21 protein-coding genes and 1 tRNA gene are annotated in these 20962 nt (G+C 45.2%); 17 read left to right on the forward strand and 5 right to left on the reverse strand.

Annotated elements, in window-relative coordinates; genetic code table 11:
• Nucleotides 1-159 precede the first annotated feature (159 nt).
• The 7 genes from A136_RS16650 to rnd all read left to right on the forward strand — a co-directional run bounded on the left by A136_RS16650 (nucleotide 160) and on the right by rnd (nucleotide 7787).
• Nucleotides 160-2088, forward strand: a complete 1929-nt coding sequence (locus A136_RS16650) for an ATP-dependent DNA helicase (protein WP_017063417.1) — start codon at nucleotides 160-162, stop codon at nucleotides 2086-2088.
• A gap of 59 nt (nucleotides 2089-2147) precedes the next feature.
• Nucleotides 2148-2849, forward strand: a complete 702-nt coding sequence (gene tsaB / locus A136_RS16655) for a tRNA (adenosine(37)-N6)-threonylcarbamoyltransferase complex dimerization subunit type 1 TsaB (protein WP_017062379.1) — start codon at nucleotides 2148-2150, stop codon at nucleotides 2847-2849.
• 72 nt (nucleotides 2850-2921) lie between these two features.
• Nucleotides 2922-3227, forward strand: a complete 306-nt coding sequence (locus tag A136_RS16660) for a hypothetical protein (protein WP_017062378.1) — start codon at nucleotides 2922-2924, stop codon at nucleotides 3225-3227.
• 35 nt (nucleotides 3228-3262) lie between these two features.
• Nucleotides 3263-3823, forward strand: coding sequence for a Slp family lipoprotein (locus A136_RS16665; RefSeq protein WP_017062377.1), 561 nt, complete (start codon nucleotides 3263-3265; stop codon nucleotides 3821-3823).
• 49 nt (nucleotides 3824-3872) lie between these two features.
• A complete protein-coding gene (locus tag A136_RS16670) occupies nucleotides 3873-4724 on the forward strand; it encodes an alpha/beta fold hydrolase (RefSeq protein WP_017063418.1) in 852 nt (283 codons plus the stop codon).
• A 106-nt stretch (nucleotides 4725-4830) separates the two neighbouring features.
• On the forward strand, nucleotides 4831-6525 hold the full coding sequence (gene fadD / locus A136_RS16675; RefSeq protein ID WP_017062375.1) for a long-chain-fatty-acid--CoA ligase FadD: 1695 nt from the start codon (nucleotides 4831-4833) through the stop codon (nucleotides 6523-6525).
• Between the two features lie 143 nt (nucleotides 6526-6668).
• Nucleotides 6669-7787, forward strand: a complete 1119-nt coding sequence (gene rnd, locus A136_RS16680; protein ID WP_017062374.1) for a ribonuclease D — start codon at nucleotides 6669-6671, stop codon at nucleotides 7785-7787.
• A 129-nt stretch (nucleotides 7788-7916) separates the two neighbouring features.
• Here the strand turns inward: rnd and minE are convergent, their stop codons facing one another.
• The 3 genes from minE to minC are packed head-to-tail and all read right to left on the reverse strand — an operon-like array spanning nucleotide 7917 to nucleotide 9683.
• Complete coding sequence (minE, locus tag A136_RS16685) at nucleotides 7917-8180, reverse strand: cell division topological specificity factor MinE (protein ID WP_010436847.1); 264 nt, start codon at nucleotides 8178-8180, stop codon at nucleotides 7917-7919.
• Between the two features lie 6 nt (nucleotides 8181-8186).
• Nucleotides 8187-8999, reverse strand: a complete 813-nt coding sequence (gene minD / locus A136_RS16690) for a septum site-determining protein MinD (protein WP_009848498.1) — start codon at nucleotides 8997-8999, stop codon at nucleotides 8187-8189.
• Between the two features lie 21 nt (nucleotides 9000-9020).
• Nucleotides 9021-9683 (reverse strand): septum site-determining protein MinC, encoded by a 663-nt coding sequence (gene minC, locus A136_RS16695; RefSeq protein WP_017063419.1) that lies wholly within the window; start codon nucleotides 9681-9683, stop codon nucleotides 9021-9023.
• Between the two features lie 219 nt (nucleotides 9684-9902).
• Here minC and A136_RS16700 point away from each other — a divergent pair, with 219 nt between their 5' ends.
• From A136_RS16700 to A136_RS16720, 5 genes are all read left to right on the forward strand, one after another.
• Entirely contained in the window at nucleotides 9903-10193 is a 291-nt protein-coding gene (locus A136_RS16700; RefSeq protein WP_017062372.1) for a YcgL domain-containing protein, read from the forward strand.
• Nucleotides 10194-10223: 30 nt separating this feature from the next.
• Entirely contained in the window at nucleotides 10224-11222 is a 999-nt protein-coding gene (locus A136_RS16705) for a lytic murein transglycosylase (RefSeq protein ID WP_017063420.1), read from the forward strand.
• Nucleotides 11223-11357: 135 nt separating this feature from the next.
• Nucleotides 11358-12278 (forward strand): LysR family transcriptional regulator, encoded by a 921-nt coding sequence (locus A136_RS16710; RefSeq protein ID WP_017063421.1) that lies wholly within the window; start codon nucleotides 11358-11360, stop codon nucleotides 12276-12278.
• A gap of 205 nt (nucleotides 12279-12483) precedes the next feature.
• Nucleotides 12484-13683, forward strand: coding sequence for a NupC/NupG family nucleoside CNT transporter (locus tag A136_RS16715; RefSeq protein WP_017063422.1), 1200 nt, complete (start codon nucleotides 12484-12486; stop codon nucleotides 13681-13683).
• Between the two features lie 164 nt (nucleotides 13684-13847).
• Entirely contained in the window at nucleotides 13848-15662 is a 1815-nt protein-coding gene (locus A136_RS16720) for a cation:proton antiporter (protein WP_017063423.1), read from the forward strand.
• 126 nt (nucleotides 15663-15788) lie between these two features.
• Here A136_RS16720 and folD read toward each other — a convergent pair whose 3' ends face one another.
• Entirely contained in the window at nucleotides 15789-16646 is an 858-nt protein-coding gene (folD, locus tag A136_RS16725) for a bifunctional methylenetetrahydrofolate dehydrogenase/methenyltetrahydrofolate cyclohydrolase FolD (RefSeq protein ID WP_017062367.1), read from the reverse strand.
• Nucleotides 16647-16857: 211 nt separating this feature from the next.
• Here folD and A136_RS16730 point away from each other — a divergent pair.
• Nucleotides 16858-16934, forward strand: a tRNA-Arg gene (locus A136_RS16730).
• 269 nt (nucleotides 16935-17203) lie between these two features.
• Nucleotides 17204-18289 (forward strand): chorismate synthase, encoded by a 1086-nt coding sequence (aroC, locus tag A136_RS16735; protein ID WP_017062360.1) that lies wholly within the window; start codon nucleotides 17204-17206, stop codon nucleotides 18287-18289.
• A gap of 150 nt (nucleotides 18290-18439) precedes the next feature.
• Here aroC and A136_RS16740 read toward each other — a convergent pair whose 3' ends face one another.
• Nucleotides 18440-19063 (reverse strand): trimeric intracellular cation channel family protein, encoded by a 624-nt coding sequence (locus tag A136_RS16740; protein WP_017062358.1) that lies wholly within the window; start codon nucleotides 19061-19063, stop codon nucleotides 18440-18442.
• Nucleotides 19064-19361: 298 nt separating this feature from the next.
• On the opposite strand from A136_RS16740, the gene A136_RS16745 reads away from it, so the two are divergent.
• The 3 genes from A136_RS16745 (at nucleotide 19362) to A136_RS16755 (ending at nucleotide 20863) form a co-directional block, all read left to right on the forward strand.
• The gene (locus A136_RS16745) at nucleotides 19362-19892 is read left to right on the forward strand and encodes an elongation factor P hydroxylase (RefSeq protein ID WP_017063424.1); all 531 of its coding nucleotides are present in this window, start codon (nucleotides 19362-19364) and stop codon (nucleotides 19890-19892) included.
• A 9-nt stretch (nucleotides 19893-19901) separates the two neighbouring features.
• Nucleotides 19902-20165 carry a YfcL family protein gene (locus tag A136_RS16750; RefSeq protein ID WP_017063425.1) on the forward strand — a complete coding sequence of 88 codons (264 nt, stop codon included), beginning with the start codon at nucleotides 19902-19904 and terminating at the stop codon, nucleotides 20163-20165.
• 176 nt (nucleotides 20166-20341) lie between these two features.
• A complete protein-coding gene (locus A136_RS16755; RefSeq protein ID WP_017062355.1) occupies nucleotides 20342-20863 on the forward strand; it encodes an NADPH-dependent FMN reductase in 522 nt (173 codons plus the stop codon).
• The last annotated feature ends 99 nt before the right edge of the window (nucleotides 20864-20962 follow it).

A 20962-nucleotide genomic window follows, 5' to 3' on the forward strand; every position in this document is an offset into this window, starting at 1 on the left:
ATTCCTACTTCTTCAATTCTTACCTTCAAGGTAACTTAAGCCACGTCAAGCCAAACCAAACACCTCCGGTGCGAAGTCATTCTTGATTCGCGCCGGCTCACTAAACCTGCCATAATTCTCCTTCTCCTTCTCCTTCTCTTTTTCTAAACTTCGTACTCTATGATATCTAAAACGTTTTCTGCTGATGGCGCTCTGGGCAAAGCTATCCCTGGGTTTCAACCAAGACAAGCTCAGTTAGACATGGCTGAAGCGGTTTCACAAGCTATTGAAAATCAAAGCCAGTTGGTTGTTGAGGCTGGAACAGGTACTGGTAAGACGTTTGCTTACCTAGTGCCTGCGCTGCTTAGTGGCAAGAAAACCATCATTAGTACGGGGTCTAAAAACCTTCAAGAACAGCTGTTTCACCGAGATTTACCCTTGATGGTCGATGCGCTTGGCTTTTATGGTCAAGTTGCGTTGCTCAAAGGACGTTCAAACTATTTGTGTTTGGACAGACTCAGCCGCCAAATGATCGAGAGTCATGGTGCTCATACCGATCCAACGCTGCTGGCTCAGTTAGTCAAAGTTCGTAGTTGGTCGTCATCCACTCAAACGGGTGATTTAGGCGATTGTGATGATATCGCTGAAGACAGCCCGGTTATTCCAACCATTACCTCGACCAATGATAATTGCTTGGGTAAAGAGTGCCCAAGCTATACCGATTGCTTTGTGCTTAAAGCGCGTAAAAAAGCGATGGATTCCGATGTGGTGGTCGTAAACCACCACCTTTTCCTAGCTGATTTGGCGATCAAAGAAACCGGATTTGGCGAATTGATACCTGAAGCTGACGTGTTTATTTTCGATGAAGCACATCAACTTCCTGACATCGCCAGCCAGTACTTCGGACAATCGGTTTCCAGTCGACAGATCCAAGAGTTAGCCAAAGACATTGAAATTGCTTACCGAACTGAAGCCAAAGACATGCGTCAGCTACAGAAAGTAGGGGATAGGCTCGTTCAATCGTCAGCCGATCTGCGTATTGTGCTTGGTGATACCGGCTTTCGTGGTAACTGGCGCGAAGCTTTGAAATCCGAGTCGATTGCACGCGAGTTAGTTCGTTTGCAAGATGCTCTGCAACTTGCTGTTGATGTATTGAAGTTAGCACTTGGGCGAAGCCAGCTGTTAGATACCGCTTTCGAACGCGCAAATATGATTAAGTCGCGTATCGAACGTGTGTGCGATGTGTCGATCACTGGCTATTCGTATTGGTATGACACTACACCGCGCCACTTTGCTCTGCATATCACACCGCTTTCTGTCGCCGATAAATTCCACGAACAGATTGAGCTGAAGCCGGGCGCATGGGTGTTTACCTCAGCAACCTTGGCGGTGTCGGATGATTTCGAACACTTTACTTCTCGATTAGGGTTAAAACCGTCGGCACAGTTTTCACTGCCGAGCCCGTTTGATTATCCGAATCAAGCGCGCTTGTGTGTGCCTCGTTATCTTCCAGAACCGAATAGCCCCGGTCTCGCGGATAAGCTAGTAAGAATGCTGACTCCTGTGATTGAGCAAAACCAAGGCCGCTGTTTCTTCTTGTGTACTTCACACAGCATGATGAAAGAGTTGGGGGAGCGATTCCGTGAAACCCTCTCGGTTCCCGTTCTATTGCAAGGTGAGACAAGTAAGCAAAAAACCTTAGCCGAATTCATGGAATTAGGTAACGCATTGCTGGTGGCTACAGGTGCTTTCTGGGAGGGGATAGATGTTAGGGGCGACGCATTAAGCTGTGTTATCATCGATAAATTGCCCTTTACAGCCCCTGATGACCCTTTACTTAAGGCTCGAATCGAGGACTGTAAGCTAAAAGGGGGTGATCCTTTTGCACAAGTACAGTTGCCAGACGCTGTGATTACCTTGAAACAAGGTGTCGGCCGATTGATACGTGACAAGCGCGATAATGGTGCTTTGATTATTTGCGATAACCGATTGGTGACTCGCGATTACGGTGGCATATTTTTGGCGAGTTTACCGCCTATCCCTCGTACACGTGACTTAGGGGTCATTAAAGAATTCTTAGCTAAAGACCATTCAACCGCTGCTGAGTAATTGGCATTGTTGAGTTTAGCCATTATTTTTAGATTAGATAACGAATATTTGAGACACAAATGAGCGCGAAAATTCTTGCAGTAGATACCGCAACTGAAAACTGTTCAGTTGCATTAGTAATTGGTGACCAGGTGTTCGCACGTAGCGAAGAGGCTCCTCGAGACCATACGAAGAAAATTCTACCTATGGTGGATGAAGTACTGAAAGAAGCGAATGTCGCTTTAACCGATATCGATGCTATCGCGTTTGGCCAAGGCCCAGGCAGTTTCACGGGGGTGCGTATTGGTATTGGTATTGCTCAGGGCTTGGCTTTTGGTGCGGATTTACCAATGATTGGTGTCTCTACACTGGCAGCGATGGCGCAAGGCAGCTACCGTAAATTTGGTGAAACTCATGTAGCAACAGCGATTGATGCGCGTATGAGCGAAGTGTACTGGGCTCGTTACAGCCGCGAACAAGATGGTCGTTGGACTGCGGTTGATGCCGAATGTGTAACGCCACCAAGTGAACTGGCTGCGCAGTTAGAAGCAGATTCTGAAATATGGGCGAAAGTCGGTACCGGCTGGGAAGCTTATGCCGAGCATATGGATACACTTGCGATCAACACCAAAGCGTGTGAAGTGCTATTCCCAGAAGCTCAAGATATGGCGTTCCTTGCTCAATTTGCTTACGCAGAAGGTAAAGCGGTTGCAGCAGAAGAATCTGAGCCAGTTTATCTTCGTGACAAAGTGACTTGGAAGAAACTGCCAGGTCGCGAATAATTTTTACAAGGTTCTGATGCAAATTAGGTCTAAATGCGTATTATTTAGATTTGAGAGGGCAGATATTTAGTCATGGTATCAATTAACAACTTACCTCCTTCTTCGATAGGCAGCACGTCTAAGCCGAATCGAATTAAAAAGAAGGAGCAGGCAAAAAAATCTGATGCTAGCACTGCGGTTGGGCAACCGACTAAGGTCGCTAATGCTGTTTCTCACTCTATTCGTCAAGTTAAAGAGTCTGAGCTACACAAGGCTCAAATCCAGTATGATCTTCCAGAAGGCCGAGGACGTAAGGCTATGGAAGAGTATATGGATGTAATGAATCAGGCGAAGAAAGAAGAACTTGCAAAGCTTATCGGTGTCGATATCTACATCTAGAGCTTCTTATTAATGCCTGTTTAAGGACCAGAACCATGTCAAATTATCTCTCTAAATTACGCTTAATAGCCTTTTCTCTTGGTGTATTGGTACTTGCCGGGTGTTCATCACTTCCTAGCGAGCTTGAAGCAAAATCAGAGCCTGTAATTAGCGATTACCAACAGTGGGTCGACCAACTACCGGATGCGCAAAGTGTTCGATTAGGTGGCGTTATCTCTAAAGTGACCAACTTGAAAGATAAGACTCGAATCGAAGTCGCTAATATGCCGATTTCGAGTAGCGGTAAGCCAGATCTAGACGCAGAGCCAAGCGGACGTTTTGTTGGTTATATTGAAGGGTACGTTGAGCCTCTAAGCTTTGCAGAAGGTCGTCTGATTACTTTGGTTGGTCAGTCAATTGGAAGTGAAGATGGAAAAATAGGGGAATACCCTTACACCTTCCCTGTAATGAAAGTAGACAACCAACGCCTGTGGAACATTACTGAGCGCGTTGTTGTTAACGATTTTGCACCAACCTACTACTCGTGCAGAAGTTTACATTGCCGCAGTTTTCAAACGATGCCAAGACAAGGTCGAGTGATACAAGACGTAGAGTAATTAACTTTATCCGATGTTGATTACGCAAACAGATGGAACTACATGTTTGATGATTGAAAAGTCATACTCCCTCGCGAGCGGGACGCTTGCAACACAACAGATTGGCAACCCACAAACGACCGCAACGACGGTCGTTTTTATTCATGGGTGGTTGGATAATTCGTCCAGCTTTAATCAGGTTATGCAGCAAGTCGCCAAGTTTGCGCCCAATGCTCACCTTGTTGCTATCGATCTCTTCGGACACGGCTTCTCGTCGCACAAATCGGGAAGTTACTACCCATTTCATGATTATATAGATGACTTGCATCAGTTGGTGACTAAATTATCGCCAAACAGACTGGTACTGGTAGGACATTCACTTGGTGCATTGATAGCAAGTTGCTATAGTGCCGCCTTTCCTGAAAAGGTGTCAGGATTAATTCAAATTGAAGGTCACGGACCTCTTTCTGAAGCTCCCCACGAAACAGTCTCTCGCTTGAGGGATGGGGTACTCAGTCGTCTTCGACAGCGAAGAAAGCCTTCACGTCCTCTGGCAAGCCTTGAGGATGCTATTAAGCTGAGAGCTCACGCCAACCAAATTAATGCTGAATTAATCGCTCCTATTGTTGAGCGAGGTATTGTCGAGTTCGAGAACTCTTGGCAATGGCGATGCGACCCTAATCTAAAATGTGACTCGTTATATCGAATGTCACAAGCGCACGCTGAAGCGATTATGGCGGCTATTGAATGCCCTCAATTAATAATCCTAGGCAATGATGGATTCCGACATTTGCAGCATAATCGCTACAAATCAGTGCATAGTCCTCTGCAAATAGAGACTGTTCCTGGTGGACATCATTGTCATTTAGAGAGCCCAGAGCTAGTTTCAGAGCTAATTCTTGGTGTAGTTAACAAAATTTAAACAAGTGTTTGAGCCTTTTAGTGCTCATGCACTAAAGCTGTGCTGTAATACCGCAATGATAAAAAGCGGCGAAGCAGTCGTCAGCTGATAAACGAGGAGTAACATCGTGGATAAACCTTGGCTTTCACGTTATCCAAGTGACGTACCAGAAACGATCAACCCAGATCAGTACCCATCTCTTGTAGAAATGTTTGAACAGTCGGTACAGAAGTACGCGGACCAACCTGCATTCGAGAACATGGGCTCGATTATGACATTCCGTAAGCTTGAAGAGCGCAGCCGTGCTTTTGCCGCTTACCTGCAGAATGACTTGAAACTGAAGAAGGGCGATCGCGTCGCGCTAATGATGCCAAACCTACTGCAATACCCAATTGCACTGTTTGGTGTATTGCGTGCAGGTATGATTGCAGTGAACGTCAACCCACTGTACACACCTCGTGAGCTTGAACATCAACTGAACGATTCTGGTGCAAAGGCGATTGTTATCGTATCTAACTTTGCGAGCACGCTAGAGAAAGTCGTTGATAACACGCCGGTTAAACACGTTGTTCTAACTAGCCTAGGGCAAATGCTGCCACGCGCGAAAGGGACAATTGTCGACTTTGTAGTGAAATACGTAAAAGGCATGGTGCCTAAGTATGATCTGCCGGGTGCTATCTCATTCAGAAAAGCGCTGCACAAAGGTCGTCGTCTTCAATATGTGAAACCGTTCATGGCGGGTGATGACATCGCGTTCCTACAGTACACTGGTGGTACAACAGGTGTAGCGAAGGGCGCAATCCTAACGCACCGCAATATGATTGCGAACGTACTTCAAGCGAAAGGGGCTTACGGTCCTGTTCTGCAAGAAGGCCGCGAGTTGGTTGTAACGGCATTACCGCTTTACCACGTATTTGCACTGACGGTGAACTGCTTACTGTTTGTTGAGATGGGTGGTCGTAACCTTCTAATTACTAACCCTCGTGACATTCCTGGCTTTATTAAAGAGCTGCAAAAGGTTCCGTTTACCGCAATTACCGGCGTAAACACCTTGTTTAATGCGCTAGTTAATAACGAAGATTTCCACGAGTTGGATTTCAGTAACCTACGCCTATCTGTTGGCGGCGGCATGGCGGTTCAACGCGCTGTTGCTGAGCAATGGAAGAAAGCGACAGGCATTCACCTATTGGAAGGCTATGGCTTAACTGAGTGTTCACCACTGGTAACGGGTAACCCATACGACCTGAAAGACTACACAGGTGCTATCGGCCTACCAGTACCATCGACAGAAGTTCGTATTGTTGATGATGAAGGTAAGGTTATTGCTAATGACCAAGTAGGCGAGCTACAAGTTCGTGGCCCTCAAGTGATGCAAGGTTACTGGCAGCGCCCTGAAGCGACCAAAGAAGTGATCGATCAAGACGGTTGGTTATCGACAGGTGACATCGTTAAGTTTGATGACGAAGGCTTGTTGTACATCGTTGACCGTAAGAAGGACATGATTCTTGTATCAGGCTTCAACGTCTACCCGAACGAGATTGAAGACGTTGTGGCTCTGCATGGTAAAGTGCTTGAAGTAGCAGCTATCGGTCAACCTCATGAAGTGTCTGGTGAATTGGTTAAGATCTACGTTGTGAAGCGTGACCCTAGCCTGACCAAAGAAGACATTATCGCGCACTGTCGTGAGCACTTAACGGGTTACAAAATCCCTAAATTAGTCGAGTTCAGAGATGATCTTCCAAAGACTAACGTAGGTAAGATCTTACGCCGCGTACTGCGTGAAGAAAACGATGCAGAACTTGCGAAACGCGCTAGCGAATAATTAGCCCGTTTGCGCGAAAGTACTGCACCAAAACCATTGAGGCGCTTAATCTAAGCGAGCGCTGAAAAATGGTGTTAGAATGCCGACAGTTAATGTCGGCATTTTTGTATCCGGCGATCAAATAGAAACCTGTGAGAGTTTTTGTGGATTATCAAATCATTACCCAATTGAAAGACCTTGAGCGAGTTTGCCAACAAGCACGTGAAGCCGATGTCGTTATGCTTGATACGGAGTTCGTTCGTACTAGAACCTATTACCCTCAATTAGGCTTGATTCAGTTATTTGATGGTGAAACGCTGTCACTGATTGACCCTATTGCTCTTGATGACATGACACCGTTCGTTACCTTGTTGAAAGACGCATCAGTATTGAAAGTGCTGCACGCGTGCGGTGAAGATTTGGAAGTGTTCCAGAACGCATTTGGCTGTACACCAACACCAATGGTTGATACACAGATCATGGCGGCTTTCTTAGGTCATGGTTTATCAACGGGCTTTGCTGCTCTGGTTTCAGAGTTTGTCGGTGTCGATCTCGATAAGAGTGAATCTCGCACAGACTGGCTAGCGCGTCCGCTTTCTCAAAAACAATTGGACTACGCAGCAGCAGATGTGCATTACCTAATGCCAATGTACAACAAGCTTCTAGAAAAAGTGATGGAAGCTGGCTGGTGGGAAGCGGCTCAGCAAGAGTCTGATTTACAAGTTGCCAAGCGCATTCGTAAAGTAAACCCAGATACAGCCTACCTTGATATTAAAGGGGCGTGGCAGCTTAAACCTAAGCAATTAGCGATCTTACGACCTCTAGCAACTTGGCGTCTAAAAGAAGCAATCAAGCGCGATTTAGCGCTGAACTTTGTCTTCAAAGAACAAGACCTATGGGCTGTGGCGCGTTTTGCGATGAAAGATCCCAAGCACATGGAGCAAGAGGGTTTTGATTACCGCTCTGTGCGTCGCCATGGTGCGAAGATCAGCTCAATCGTAAAGTTAGCGGAACATACACCAGAAGAAGAGTACCCAGCACCAGTAGAACGTCTAATGGACTTCCCTGGCTACAAGCAACTCTTCAAAGTGCTGAAAGATGAAGTGAAAACAGCATCACAACACAGTGGTTTGGCGACGGAATTCTTGGCATCGAAGAAGCAACTTAACCAAATGTTAAGCTGGGTGTGGAAGCACGATCGTAACCCAGAAAAGCTGCCTGATGTTATGCAAGGCTGGCGTTTAGATGTGGTTGGCGAAAAGCTGAGTAAAGCGATCAAATAACCGCTTGCTGCTTTAAAGCCTAACTTAGTTACAGTTATAAACTGCACATACAAAAAAGAGAGCCTAGGCTCTCTTTTTTATTCAATCAATACAAGCAAGTGTATTACCTGCCAATCTTGTTCAGAAAGATTATCGATCTTCTTCTGGAAGCTTAACATTCAACTCTAACACTGAGATGTCGTCATCTTTGTGTTCAAAAGTCAGATCAACCATTGATGGATCGACCTCAACGTACTTGGCAATACACTTCAAGATGTCTTCTTTTAGTTGCGGCAGGTAAGACGGCGCTGGGTCGTCATGGCTGCGTCGCTCTGCAACAATGATCTGCAAACGTTCTTTGGCTAGGTTTGCGGTTGTCTTTTTCTGTGGTCTAAAAAACTCTAATAATGACATTGTGCATTAGCCCCCGAACAGTCGTTTGAAGATGCCTTTCTTCTGTTCCGTTAAGAAGCGGAAGTCAACTTGGCTACCCAGTAGTCGCTCTACAGTATCATTGTAAGCCATACCTGCGTCGGTTGCTTCGTCAAAGATAACTGGAACACCCTTGTTCGATGCGTTCAGTACCGCTTGGCTCTCTGGAATTACACCCAGTAGAGAGATGTGCAGGATTTCTTCAACGTCTTCAACACTGAGCATCTCACCTTGAGTTACACGTGCTGGGTTGTAGCGAGTCAATAGAAGGTGTGTTTTCACTGGCTCTAAGCCGTCTTCAGAACGACGAGATTTAGAGTCAAGAATACCTAGAATACGGTCTGAATCGCGTACTGAAGAGACTTCTGGGTTGGTGGTTACAATCGCTTCATCAGCGAAGTACAACGCCATAAGAGCGCCTTGTTCGATACCCGCAGGAGAATCACAGATGATGAAATCAAAGCCCATTTCATCCAGTTCATCAAATACACGACGAACACCATCTTTTGTTAGTGCGTCTTTATCACGAGTTTGAGAAGCAGGAAGAATGAACAGGTTCTCTGTGCGCTTGTCTTTGATCATCGCTTGGTTCAGCGTCGCTTCACCATTGATAACATTAACGAAGTCGTACACAACACGACGCTCACAACCCATGATTAAATCTAGGTTACGCAGACCGATATCAAAGTCGATAACTGCGGTTTTCTTTCCTTTTAAAGCCAGACCCGAGGCAATAGCTGCACTGGAGGTCGTTTTGCCTACCCCGCCTTTACCTGACGTTACAACGATAATGCGTGCCATTCTGTTTTCCTTTTATTTCTCTTATATTGCGAGGACATCAACGTGTAATACATCGTTTGCCATACTGAACATGGTTTTCTTCTGCCAGTACTCGCTTTCAATTTGATCGCTGAGCCAGTAATTTCCAGCAATGGAAACCAGCTCGGCTTGTAAGTCATTACAAATTATTTTTGCTTCAGTTTGACCACTTGCACCTGCAATCGCACGGCCGCGTAAAGTGCCATGAATATGGATGCTGCCATCGGCAATCACTTCCGCGCCTGCACTCACATGGCTGAGTATCAATAGATCGCCATCTTTCGCATAAACCTGCTGACCAGAACGAATAGGGGTTCTAATCACCTTGATTGGTGCCATTTTCGCTGGAGCTTGAGACGGCGACTTGCTTGCCGTCATCACCGCAAAACCGGCTTCTTTAGCGAGGTTTTGCATTCGCTTATCAGAACAGCCAGCCACACCAACCGGGATCATGCCCGCTTGAGATATACCATTTTTAAGTTGCACAAAATCGATATCGCCCGCGACTTTACTGATGTTGATAACAACAGGTGCGGCAGCGAAAAACGTAGGTGCTTGGTCTACTTTCTCTTGAAGAAAAGAGACTGCATTTTCGACTTGATCATCGGATAAGTGCAAAACAGATAGCGTAAAGCTGCTACCTTTTAGATCTGGGTTACTAGACATCGAAAAACTACAGGACCTCAATAGCGGATTGGTACAATTTCTTTATCAATAAAATAAAGGGCATTGCCTGAAACTAGGTTTATCATGTTATATTCCCAAACCAAGCACAGCAAGTAATCTTGTTGTCAAATGGACGTTTTGTTCCCAATATTTCCCTAACATAAACTATTGATCTCGCAAGTGAGAGTTTTGTAGTCATAATCAATTAAAAGGTTTGTCATGCTGTGTTCTATATATAAAAGCTCAAAGAAAGAAGGAACATACCTTTATATCCCTAAGAAGGATGATTTTTCACAAGTTCCTGACGCATTGATGCAAATGTTTGGTAAACCTAGTTTTGTAATGGTAATTAAAATGGATGGCCGTAAACTGGCTCAAGTAAACATCGAAAAAGTGAAAGAATCACTGAATACCGATGGTTTCTTTTTACAGGTTCCGCCACCACCAGTTAACGAACTTGAGCTTCATAAAGAGCGTAAAGCTCAACAGAAATCTCAAGACGAAGAGTGATAGCCACCTCAATTCAAGGAGGAGTGATCGTTGAGTAAATTTTCGAAAACCATATTGGCTGTGTCGGCATTACTATTGGGTAATAGCCTGACCATAAGTTCAGTACAAGCTGAAGAACTGAGCTTCGAGCAATATGTAGAAAAACTAAAACAACAAGGCCGTGAAGAAGGCATCTCTGAAGCGATCATTGATGAAGCCTTTGATGGTGTAACGTTTAAGCCAAGAGCGGTAAAAGCCGACAAAAACCAACCTGAGAAAAAACTGACTCTGGATGAATACATTCCACGAGCGGTTCCAGATTGGAAAGTGAAGCAAGCAAGGTCACTCTACAAGGAGCATTACACCGCGTTAAAGCGTATTGGTGATGAATATGGTGTTCAACCAAGATTCATTGTCGCGCTATGGGGCGTTGAGAGTAATTTTGGTAAGTTCACGGGCAATTACAGCGTTATCGACGCCCTAACTACCATGGCTTATGAAGGACGCCGAGAAGCTTTCTTCCGTAGCGAAGCGATGGCGGCATTGAAGATTCTTGATCAAGGCCATATTGCACCAAAAGAGATGAAAGGCTCTTGGGCTGGTGCGATGGGTCAACCTCAGTTTATGCCAAGCTCATTCTTAGCGTTTGCCGCTGATGGTAGTGGCGACGGTAAGAAAGATATTTGGGGCACTGAAGAAGATGTGTTTGCTTCGGCAGCCAATTACCTTAGCCAATCAGGCTGGGATGATAAGTACACTTGGGGTCGTCAGGTTCATGTTCCGTCAAATGTGTCGATCGATTTACAAGGTCGAGACGAAGACAAAGCGAAATACTTAAAAGAGTGGTCTGAACTCGGTATTAAACGCTATGACGATCGCCCACTGCCAACGCTTGATGAAGACATTAAAGCTTGGTTGATAATGCCGGATGATGAAACCGGACGTTCGTACCTCATTTACAACAACTACAATGTGTTAATGAAGTGGAATCGTTCTTACTACTTTGCTTTGGCAGTAAGCCATCTAGCCGACAGAATTAAGTTTGATTAACAGACCTAAGTCGCTTTGAATAGCATTTGGCCTACCATAGGCAGAACGAACTAAAGGACTCTTCGGAGTCCTTTTTGATTTTATATTTCAGAGATTTAATAAGGTGATCTTGTGCTAACAGATAGAGCTGCACAGATGGTGATATTCCATGCGCTGATCAAGCACGAAGGCTTTACCAGTGCTGCAAAAAGCTTGAACGTTTCGGTGTCCCATATCAGTAAGCAAGTCGCTTTGCTTGAAGACTCTATAGGCATCAAGCTGGTGCAAAGGACAACACGAAGCTTAACGCTCACTGAAGCGGGAGACGTGTTCTATCAACATTGTGAGCAGCTGTTTAACACGGTGAAAGCAGCTCAGATGGATATGGACAGCCAGCGCGATGATATCTCTGGAATACTACGCGTCGGGTTGTCGCAGTCATTTGGCACACTCCATATCATTCCGGCGATTGATCAACTCAGACAGCTTTATCCTCAATTGAGAATCGAGGTCCACTTGTTCGACTATAAGGTGGACATGATTGAAGAGCGATTGGATCTCTGGATCACCAACAATGAAGACTTGCCTGAAGGTTACATTGCGCAGCGTTTAGCAGACAGCCAGTTTGTGGTGGCTGCGTCACCGGATTATCTGATTAAGGCCGGGACGCCACATGTACCTTCCGATTTGATTGACCATAACTGTCTTATCTATCGCAGCCGTGAACGAGATTACACATCGTGGGCGTTTGATAACGGGCAAGAAAACCTCAGCGTCAAAGTCGCGGGCGATTACTCAGTCGATTTGGCTGAGGCAGTACGAGACGCGGCAGTATCAGGGTGGGGCGTTGCTTATTTGGCGACTTACTTAGTGAAAGAAGAGTTTAGAACGGGCAAGCTCATTCAAGTATTGCCAGAGTGGAGAGCCAGTCAGCTGATGCCATTCTATGCCGTTTACCCGAGCCGAAAGAATATGCCGAAGAAGCTTTCGGCAGTGATTGAGTTCATTAAAGATCATATCGGGTCGCCGACGTATTGGGACAAAAACCTCAAAACTTGCGTTGAACTGCATCGCTAACTGTTTCCTAATCTATAAATATAATTTCCATATGGAAAAAGTACGCTTTTTAATCAAAGTTAATTATTAAAATTCAATAACTTAATTATACTCATAGTTAAATCGTGATTACCCCAACATCACATTAACAACCTCAGCTTGCCGCAAACGATTTCCTCTATAGAATGCGTCGCCTTTCCTACCTACAACTTTTAGGTTGACGCACATGGCTTCCCTACTTGGAATTATCACTATTTTAGTTGCCGCTTGGTTACTATCTACGGACAGAAAAAATATTCCACTAAGAACAGTCTCTTTGGCTTTCTTATTACAAATCTCATTCGCGCTATTGGTTCTGTATGTACCAATGGGTAAAGAAGCGTTGAATGCAGCCACGGGTGCGGTATCTAGCTTGATCAACTACGGTCAAGAGGGGATTAACTTCCTATTTGGTGGCCTAACTAATAACGGATTTGTTTTCGCGATTAATGTTCTTGGCATCATTATCTTTTTCTCTGCACTGATTTCAGGCTTGTACCACATCGGCTTTATGCCAAAGGTGATCAACCTTATTGGTGGTGCGCTACAGAAGTTCTTGGGCACAGGTCGTGCGGAATCATTGTCTGCGACTGCCAATATCTTTGTCGGCATGATTGAAGCGCCATTGGTGGTTAAGCCTTACTTAAAACACATGACAGATTCACAACTGTTTGCTGTGATGGTGTGTGGTTTGGCGTCTGTAGCTGGTGGTACGCTAGTGGGTTACGCATCGCTTGGCGTTGACCTAAACTTCCTGATCGCTGCGGCATTCATGTCTGCACCAGCCGGCCTATTGATGGCTAAAATCTTAGTACCTGGCAGCCCAAATGACGCTCAAGAAAATATTGAGTCTGATGTAGAAATTCCACGAGCAACAAACGTAGTTGAGGCGATGGCAGATGGGGCTATGTCTGGACTTCGTATTGCCGTTGCGGTGGGTGCAACACTTCTTGCCTTTATCAGTGTGATTGCAATGCTGAATGGCTTGCTAGGTATCGTTGGCGGCTGGTTTGGCGTAAACCTAAGCTTCGAACTTATCCTAGGTTATGTGTTTGCACCCGTTGCATGGCTGATCGGTGTACCGTGGTCTGAGGCTGTGGTTGCGGGCTCATTGATCGGTAACAAGATTGTCGTGAACGAGTTCGTGGCTTTCATCCAACTAATGGATGCTAAAGAGGCACTAAGTGAGCACTCGCAAGCGATCGTAACTTTCGCTCTATGTGGCTTTGCTAACATCTCTACCATGGCGATTCTTATCGGTGGTTTGGGCAGCTTAGTTCCAGAGCGTCGTTCTTTCATCTCACAATATGGCTTCAAAGCAATTTGTGCAGGTGTGTTTGCTAACCTAATGAGTGCTGCTATTGCTGGTGTTGTACTTTCTCTATAGTTAACTGATCATGACTTTACTCCCCCTATAGTAAAGTGACTGATTAATCACAATAATATTCGGTTAGCGTGAAAAAGAGAGCCTATAGTGTAAGAACGTAGGCTTTCTTATTTCATTGAATAGTTTGTACCACAGGGTGTGGTGCAAACCTTTTAGGGGCACAAATGGATTTGTCGATTACTTCTTCTTTGGCGTTAATTGGACTCTTGTCTTTAGCTTGTCAGCAGCTCGGCTGGCGTTTACGTCTTCCCGCCATTCTCCCTCTCCTTATCGTTGGCCTATTGTTAGGTCCCGGCCTGAATATTCTAAATCCCGATGCCATTTTCGGTGATGTGCTGTTTCCTATGATCTCCTTAGGGGTTGCCATCATCTTGTTTGAAGGAGCATTGACCCTAAATTTCAAAGAAATCAGAGGCCATGGCCGGATGGTGACTCACCTCGTGAGTTTCGGCATGTTGATTACATGGGCGTGTATCGTGGTGGGGGCATACTACTTTGTGGACTTCAGTTGGCCGTTAGCCGCACTGTTTGGTGCATTAGTTGTGGTAACTGGCCCTACGGTAATCGTGCCCATGCTTCGCAGTATTCAGCCTAAATCTTCGTTAGGCAGTATCTTGCGATGGGAAGGGATAGTGATTGACCCGATTGGCGCTCTGTTTGCCGTTCTCGTTTACGAATACATTGTCTCTTCAGCCGATCCTACAAGCCATGTTCTGTCAGCTCTGGGCCTGACGTTAGTCATAGGTTTAGGCTTAGGGATCATCGGTGGCCATTTGATTGCCAAGATGCTGCAAGGGCATTGGGTACCGCACTATTTACGTAATGTGGCTGTGCTGACGCTAATGTTGGCGGCGTTCTCGTTTTCTAATGATCTGAGTGAAGAATCGGGTTTATTAACCGTGACCATCATGGGGATCTGGCTTGCCAACGTGAAGGGCTTGGACATCGAAGACATCATCGAATTCAAAGAAACCCTGACCGTGTTACTTATTTCTGCGTTGTTTATTCTGTTAGCCAGTCGACTCGATTCGGGGGCTTTCCTTTCGATAGGTTGGGGCGGTATTGGGTTGCTAGCGGTGGTTATGTTGGTGGCTCGCCCGTTAAGCGTGTGGATCAGCGGGATCGGTACGGATCTTAATTCGGCGGATAAATGGTTTTTGAGTTGGATGGCACCTCGCGGGATCGTAGCAGCCGCGGTTTCTTCTCTGTTTGCGATAAAACTGCAAGAGAAGCAATTGATTGAAGGCGCAGATCTGCTCGTGCCCATGGTGTTCTTAGTCATTATTGGTACGGTTGTGATTCAGAGCTTAACCGCGAGCTGGTGGGCGAGAAGGCTAGGGGTCACTCAAGAGAAAGCGCAAGGGGTTATCTTCTTTGGCGCCACTCACTTTGCAAGACAATTTGCCAAGGTGCTAGCCACACACAACATCAACAGTGTGCTTGCTGATACTAACTGGGAAAGCATTCGCTTAGCTCGTATGGATAACTTGAATGTTTACTTTGGTAACCCAGCTTCAAGCCACGCGGAAAACAATTTGGAACTCGATGGGATAGGGCGTGCGATGATCGTCTCGCCTTATCGTCAAACCAACCCGTTAGTCAGCATGCATTACCAAGACGAGTTTGGTGCCAATAAGGTGTTTGAGCTTGAATCGTCAGAGACTAAGCATGAAAGACATCAAGTGAGCCGCAATGGCAATCGAAGTCTGTTCTCGGAAGGGATTACCTATTCTAAGCTTAACTCACTGATGGCTCAGGGTAGCCAAATTAAAAGTACAGGTTTGACCGAGGCATTTGATTTAAAAGAGTTTAACGCTTTGTATCCTAAAGCCATTCCTCTTGGGGTGATTAATGGCGGTGATTTCCGTTTAATTACACAAGGATCTGAGTTGGAAAAACTCATATCAACGGAGTGTGAGCTTATTAGTTTATTACCGCCTTCTGAACAGACGGAAAAAGTCGAGACTCCAGATAAGTAGCAACGAGCACTTCATCAAAAGCGAGTCACCCCGTTGTAAAAACGAATAGCTAAGTACCAAAGCATCAAAAAAGCCGCAACGTTCATCACGTTGCGGCTTTCTAATTTTATTTATATGCGCTGCGGACTACTTCGAGTGAAATTGCTCGCAAGCGATCATGGTGTTCTCGATTAGGCTCGCAACCGTCATTGGGCCAACACCACCCGGCACAGGTGTGATGAAGCTTGCGCTTTCTTTCGCTACGTCGTATTCAACGTCGCCCACTAGTTTGCCAGATTCTAAACGGTTGATACCCACATCGACCACAACAGCGCCTTTCTTAATCCAAGCGCCAGGAATGAAGTTAGGTTTACCAACGGCAACTACAACAACGTCTGCTTGACGCACGTGACCTTCAAGGTCTTTGGTGAAGCGGTGACATGTTGTCGTCGTACAACCTGCTAGAAGAAGCTCTAGCGTCATTGGGCGACCTACGATGTTTGATGCGCCAACCACAACCGCGTGCTTACCACGTAAGTCGATGTTGTAACGGTCAAGCAGCGTGATGATGCCTTTTGGCGTGCAAGAGCGAAGCTTAGGCATGCGCTGAGCCAAACGGCCGACATTGTAGGGGTGGAAGCCATCAACGTCTTTTTCTGGCGTGATACGCTCAAGAACGTGAGTGCTATCAATGCCTGCTGGTAGAGGCAGTTGAACAAGAATACCGTCGATCTCTGGATCGTCGTTCAGTTGGTCTACCAATGTTAACAATTCGTCTTCTGTCGCAGTGGCTGGCAAGTCGTAAGATTTAGATACGAAGCCAACTTCTTCACACGCTTTACGCTTACTTCCAACGTAAACCTGAGAAGCAGGGTCTTCACCCACTAAAACAACCGCTAGGCCCGGAGCGCGTAATCCAGCTTCAGTACGAGCTTTTACACGTGCAGCAACTTCGGAGCGAACCGTTTGAGAAATTAGCTTTCCATCAATATTTTGAGCAGTCATGAATTTCCTTAGTATTGATATTCAAGTTAGTGGCTGATGTTTTTGGCGCATTATTCCAGAAAATCTTTTTGATTACCATCAAGCAAACGTTTGCTTTGCTCTATTTTCCAACACTTATATGTTTGTTGGCCTTTTTTTACCCACTTAGATCAGAATGTTACATAAAGCCGTTGCTTTACTGATTCGAATTCGTATAATTCGTTCCTGTAGCGCGCCCTTAGCTCAGCTGGATAGAGCACCTCCCTTCTAAGGAGGTGGTCGAAGGTTCGAATCCTTCAGGGCGTGCCATTATTTAAAGAAACCCGATAACTCTCCGAGTTGTCGGGTTTTTTGCATTTTACACATCATAAAACACTTCTTTTCAAGCGCGACTCATTTTCTTCTGTTATTCGTTTCATTCGGCTTATGTAATAGAAAGTTAAAATTGTTCGTTTTTTGGGGTTTACATCATTTGGTAATAAAGCCACTATGAATTCACGAAGAATAGACAAGTAAAGCTATTAGCCAGTCGGTTTAGGAATCAAACCTTCTGCTCAATAGCTGATTTAGAGGAAGTAATGGCAGGAAACAGTATCGGACAACATTTCCGCGTGACCACGTTCGGAGAAAGTCACGGTATCGCACTAGGATGTATCGTAGATGGGTGCCCACCAGGATTAGAAATTACCGAAGCAGACCTTCAAAGAGATTTGGATCGTCGTCGCCCTGGTACTTCTCGCTATACAACGGCTCGTCGTGAAGCGGATGAAGTGAAAATCTTATCAGGTGTATTTGAAGGCCAAACTACGGGTACTTCTATTGGTCTATTGATTGAAAATACAGACCAACGCTCTAAAGACTATTCCGAAATTAAAGACAAGTTCCGCCCTGGCCACGCTGACTATACGTACCATCAAAAGTACGGTGTGCGTGATTACCGAGGTGGTGGTCGTTCTTCAGCTCGTGAAACTGCAATGCGTGTTGCTGCAGGTGCAATTGCGAAGAAATACCTAAAACAAGAATTTGGTGTTGAAATCCAAGCTTACCTTTCTCAAATGGGTGATATCTCAATTGATAAAGTGGATTGGAACGAGATTGAAAACAACGCTTTCTTCTGTCCAGATGCCGACAAAGTACCAGAATTTGATCAACTGATTCGTGACTTGCTAAAAGAAGGCAACTCGATCGGTGCGAAGATTCAAGTGGTTGCGACTAAAGTGCCAGTAGGCCTTGGTGAGCCAATCTTTGATCGTCTAGATGCTGACATCGCGCACGCTCTAATGAGCATTAACGCTGTGAAAGGTGTTGAGATTGGTGATGGCTTTGATGTGGTTAATCAACGCGGTAGTGAACACCGTGACCCATTAACTCCAGAAGGTTTCAGCAGTAATCATGCTGGCGGTATCTTAGGTGGTATCTCTACTGGTCAAGATATTGTGGCAAGCATTGCGCTTAAACCAACATCAAGCATCACTGTACCTGGTGACACAATCACGAAAGATGGTGAAGCAACGCAGTTAATCACGAAAGGTCGTCACGATCCATGTGTTGGCATCCGTGCGGTACCTATTGCAGAAGCAATGCTGGCTATCGTGCTGCTTGACCACTTGCTACGTCATCGTGGTCAAAACTTTGGTGTGACAACTGAAACACCACAAATCTAATTCTGCTTCTTTTTATTTAGAATAGAATTGGTAGAAACAAAAAAGGGTTGCTTCGTAATGAAGTAACCCTTTTTCACATTAGCAGGATTATTCGTCCGGTTAGCGACTATCGTCATTAAAGACAGCTAGCAGCTTAAGGCTCTTAATCCATTAATGCACTGAACTTTCAGGATCAAGCTGGAACGAAGGCAAACTCCATTTGAATCTTACAGCCGCCATGCGCAGCAAGTAACCAACTACAAGCGTCACAATTGTCGCCGTGACGTCGTTGATGCCAAGCTCAAGCAAACCTAGGTACAAACCTGAAGCGACAAGTGCGACAGAGGCATACAGCTCTTCATGTAACACCAATGGTGTTTGACGACAGATAAGGTCACGTAACAAACCACCAAAGACACCTGTCACTAATGCCGATACCATGCAAATCATCGGGTGCAGACCCATGGTCATCGCTACTTTGGTACCAATGATACTGAATACGATTAGGCCTAAGGCATCCAAGCGAATAAACAAACCTTTTAGCTTGATAACCCATTTCGCCAACCCGGTTGTAATAACACCTGCTATACAGGTGATGGCCAGATACTGAGGGTTTTCAACCCAACCTAAAGGGTAATGGCCAAGTAAGATATCGCGTACTGTACCGCCGCCAATTGCCGTTGCGCTCGCAACCAACATTACACCAAACCAATCCATTTTTTGTTTGCCTGCACTGAGAGCGCCGGTCATGGCTTCTGCCGTGATGCCAATGATATACAAAACACTTAGTAGCATTGCTGTAGCTCTATAATTTAGGTCTATAAACTCGAGTCTTATAGGCCTTAGGGATATAAAATGAAGCGCGAGTGTAGTAGTAAAAATGCTTGTTGACGAATGAATATTTGTACCGTGAATGGGCGTTTCAGATTAGCTAAACTAATCATTCACCTTAAAGTGGTGTAATCTGGGAATGGCAATCGATTGTCACTGCAAAGTATAATGGCGAACCCGATGTCATTACGCTTGATAGGGCTTTACCGAGCGCTTAAAAAAAAGCAAAATGCCCCAGTTATTTTTACTTAAATTTGATTTTATGACACACCAATACTCAGACATTATCGATATCTTCAATCAGACCTTTTTTGAAAGCTTTAATACCAAACTAGAGCTAGGGGCTGATGAGCCGATCTATTTGCCTGCTGATGATACTATCCCACACCATCGAATCGTGTTCGCACGTGGCTTTTACGCCTCTGCACTCCATGAGATCGCACACTGGTGCGTTGCTGGGCCTGAGCGTCGTTTATTGGAAGATTTTGGCTATTGGTATGAACCTGACGGTCGAACGGAATCGGTTCAAGCTGAGTTTGAAAAAGTAGAAATTCGCCCACAAGCGTATGAATGGATCATTGCGATGAGCGCAGGCTTTCCTTTTAATGTCAGCTGTGACAATCTACACGGCGATTTTGAGCCAGATCGTTTGGCCTTTATGAATAAAGTACATAGCGAAGTTATGGGTATCTTTGAAGTAGGCTTTCCGCCTCGCGTGAAAATGCTCTCTGAAGCATTACGCAGCTTCTACGATGTAGAACCTTTATGTGCTAGCCAATTTATTGTGAAATAAGAGAATATTATGATTATCGAATTTGAAGAAAAACTACTTGAAGTAATTGATGCTCGCATTGAAAACGCATCAGACGATGAACTGTTTGCTGGTGGTTACTTACGTGGTCATATTTCTCTTTCAGTGGCTTCATGTGAAGAAGAAGGCATTGAAGATGTGGCTGAAGTAAAAGCTCGTATTGAACAGAGCCTAGACGACGCTCGCTCTGAACTAACACCAGCAGACCGCACTATCGTTAATGACCTTTGGGTTGAGCTACAAAACCAAGCTTAATCTCGATGTATTAATACTATCCGCTCAGTCCCTTCCTTTCCCATTTTGCTGAGCGAACTGGTTTATTTGAGACTCGTTCGAAATTTTTGAATGAGTCCGTTCATTTCTTGTGATGGTTACATTTTCTTACTACGTTATTCTAATCCCACTTAACGGAATTACAGAAAGGTCACATCATGAAAGTTATCGCATTTGGCGCAAGCACAAGTTCTACCTCAATCAACAAAACACTAGCAACTTACGCAGCAAACTTGATTGAAGGTGCTGAAGTAAAAGTCCTAGACATCAACGATTACAATGTTCCTATGTTCAGTGAAGACACTGAAAAAGAGATTGGCCAAGCGGAAGGTGCTCAAGCATTCCTACGCGACCTAGCTGAAGCTGATGCGTTTGTTATCTCGTTCGCAGAACACAATGGTCACTACCCAGCAGCGTATAAAAACCTATTTGACTGGGCGACACGTATTGAGCGTTCAGTGTTTGGCGAGAAGCCGGCGGTTTACCTAGCGACTTCACCGGGCCCTGGTGGCGCACAAACGGTACTTGGTGCAGCGACAGGTTCTGCACCTTACTTCGGTGGCAACGTGCAAGCGTCAGTTTCAGTACCAAGCTTCTACGATAACTTTGATTTTGAATCTGGTTCTATCAGCAACGAAGAGATCGTTCTACAGATTAAAGACGCGGTTGCTAAGCTGTAAATACAGCTTCGTTTAGAACATCAGTTTAGAGCAACACGAATAACAAAAAGCCCGAGCGACACAATGAACTCGGGCTTTTTAGCTTTTAACTTATTAGTT

The sequence above is a fragment of the Vibrio crassostreae 9ZC13 genome (assembly GCF_000272045.2).
In the GTDB taxonomy this organism is placed as follows: Bacteria; Pseudomonadota; Gammaproteobacteria; order Enterobacterales; family Vibrionaceae; genus Vibrio; species Vibrio crassostreae_C.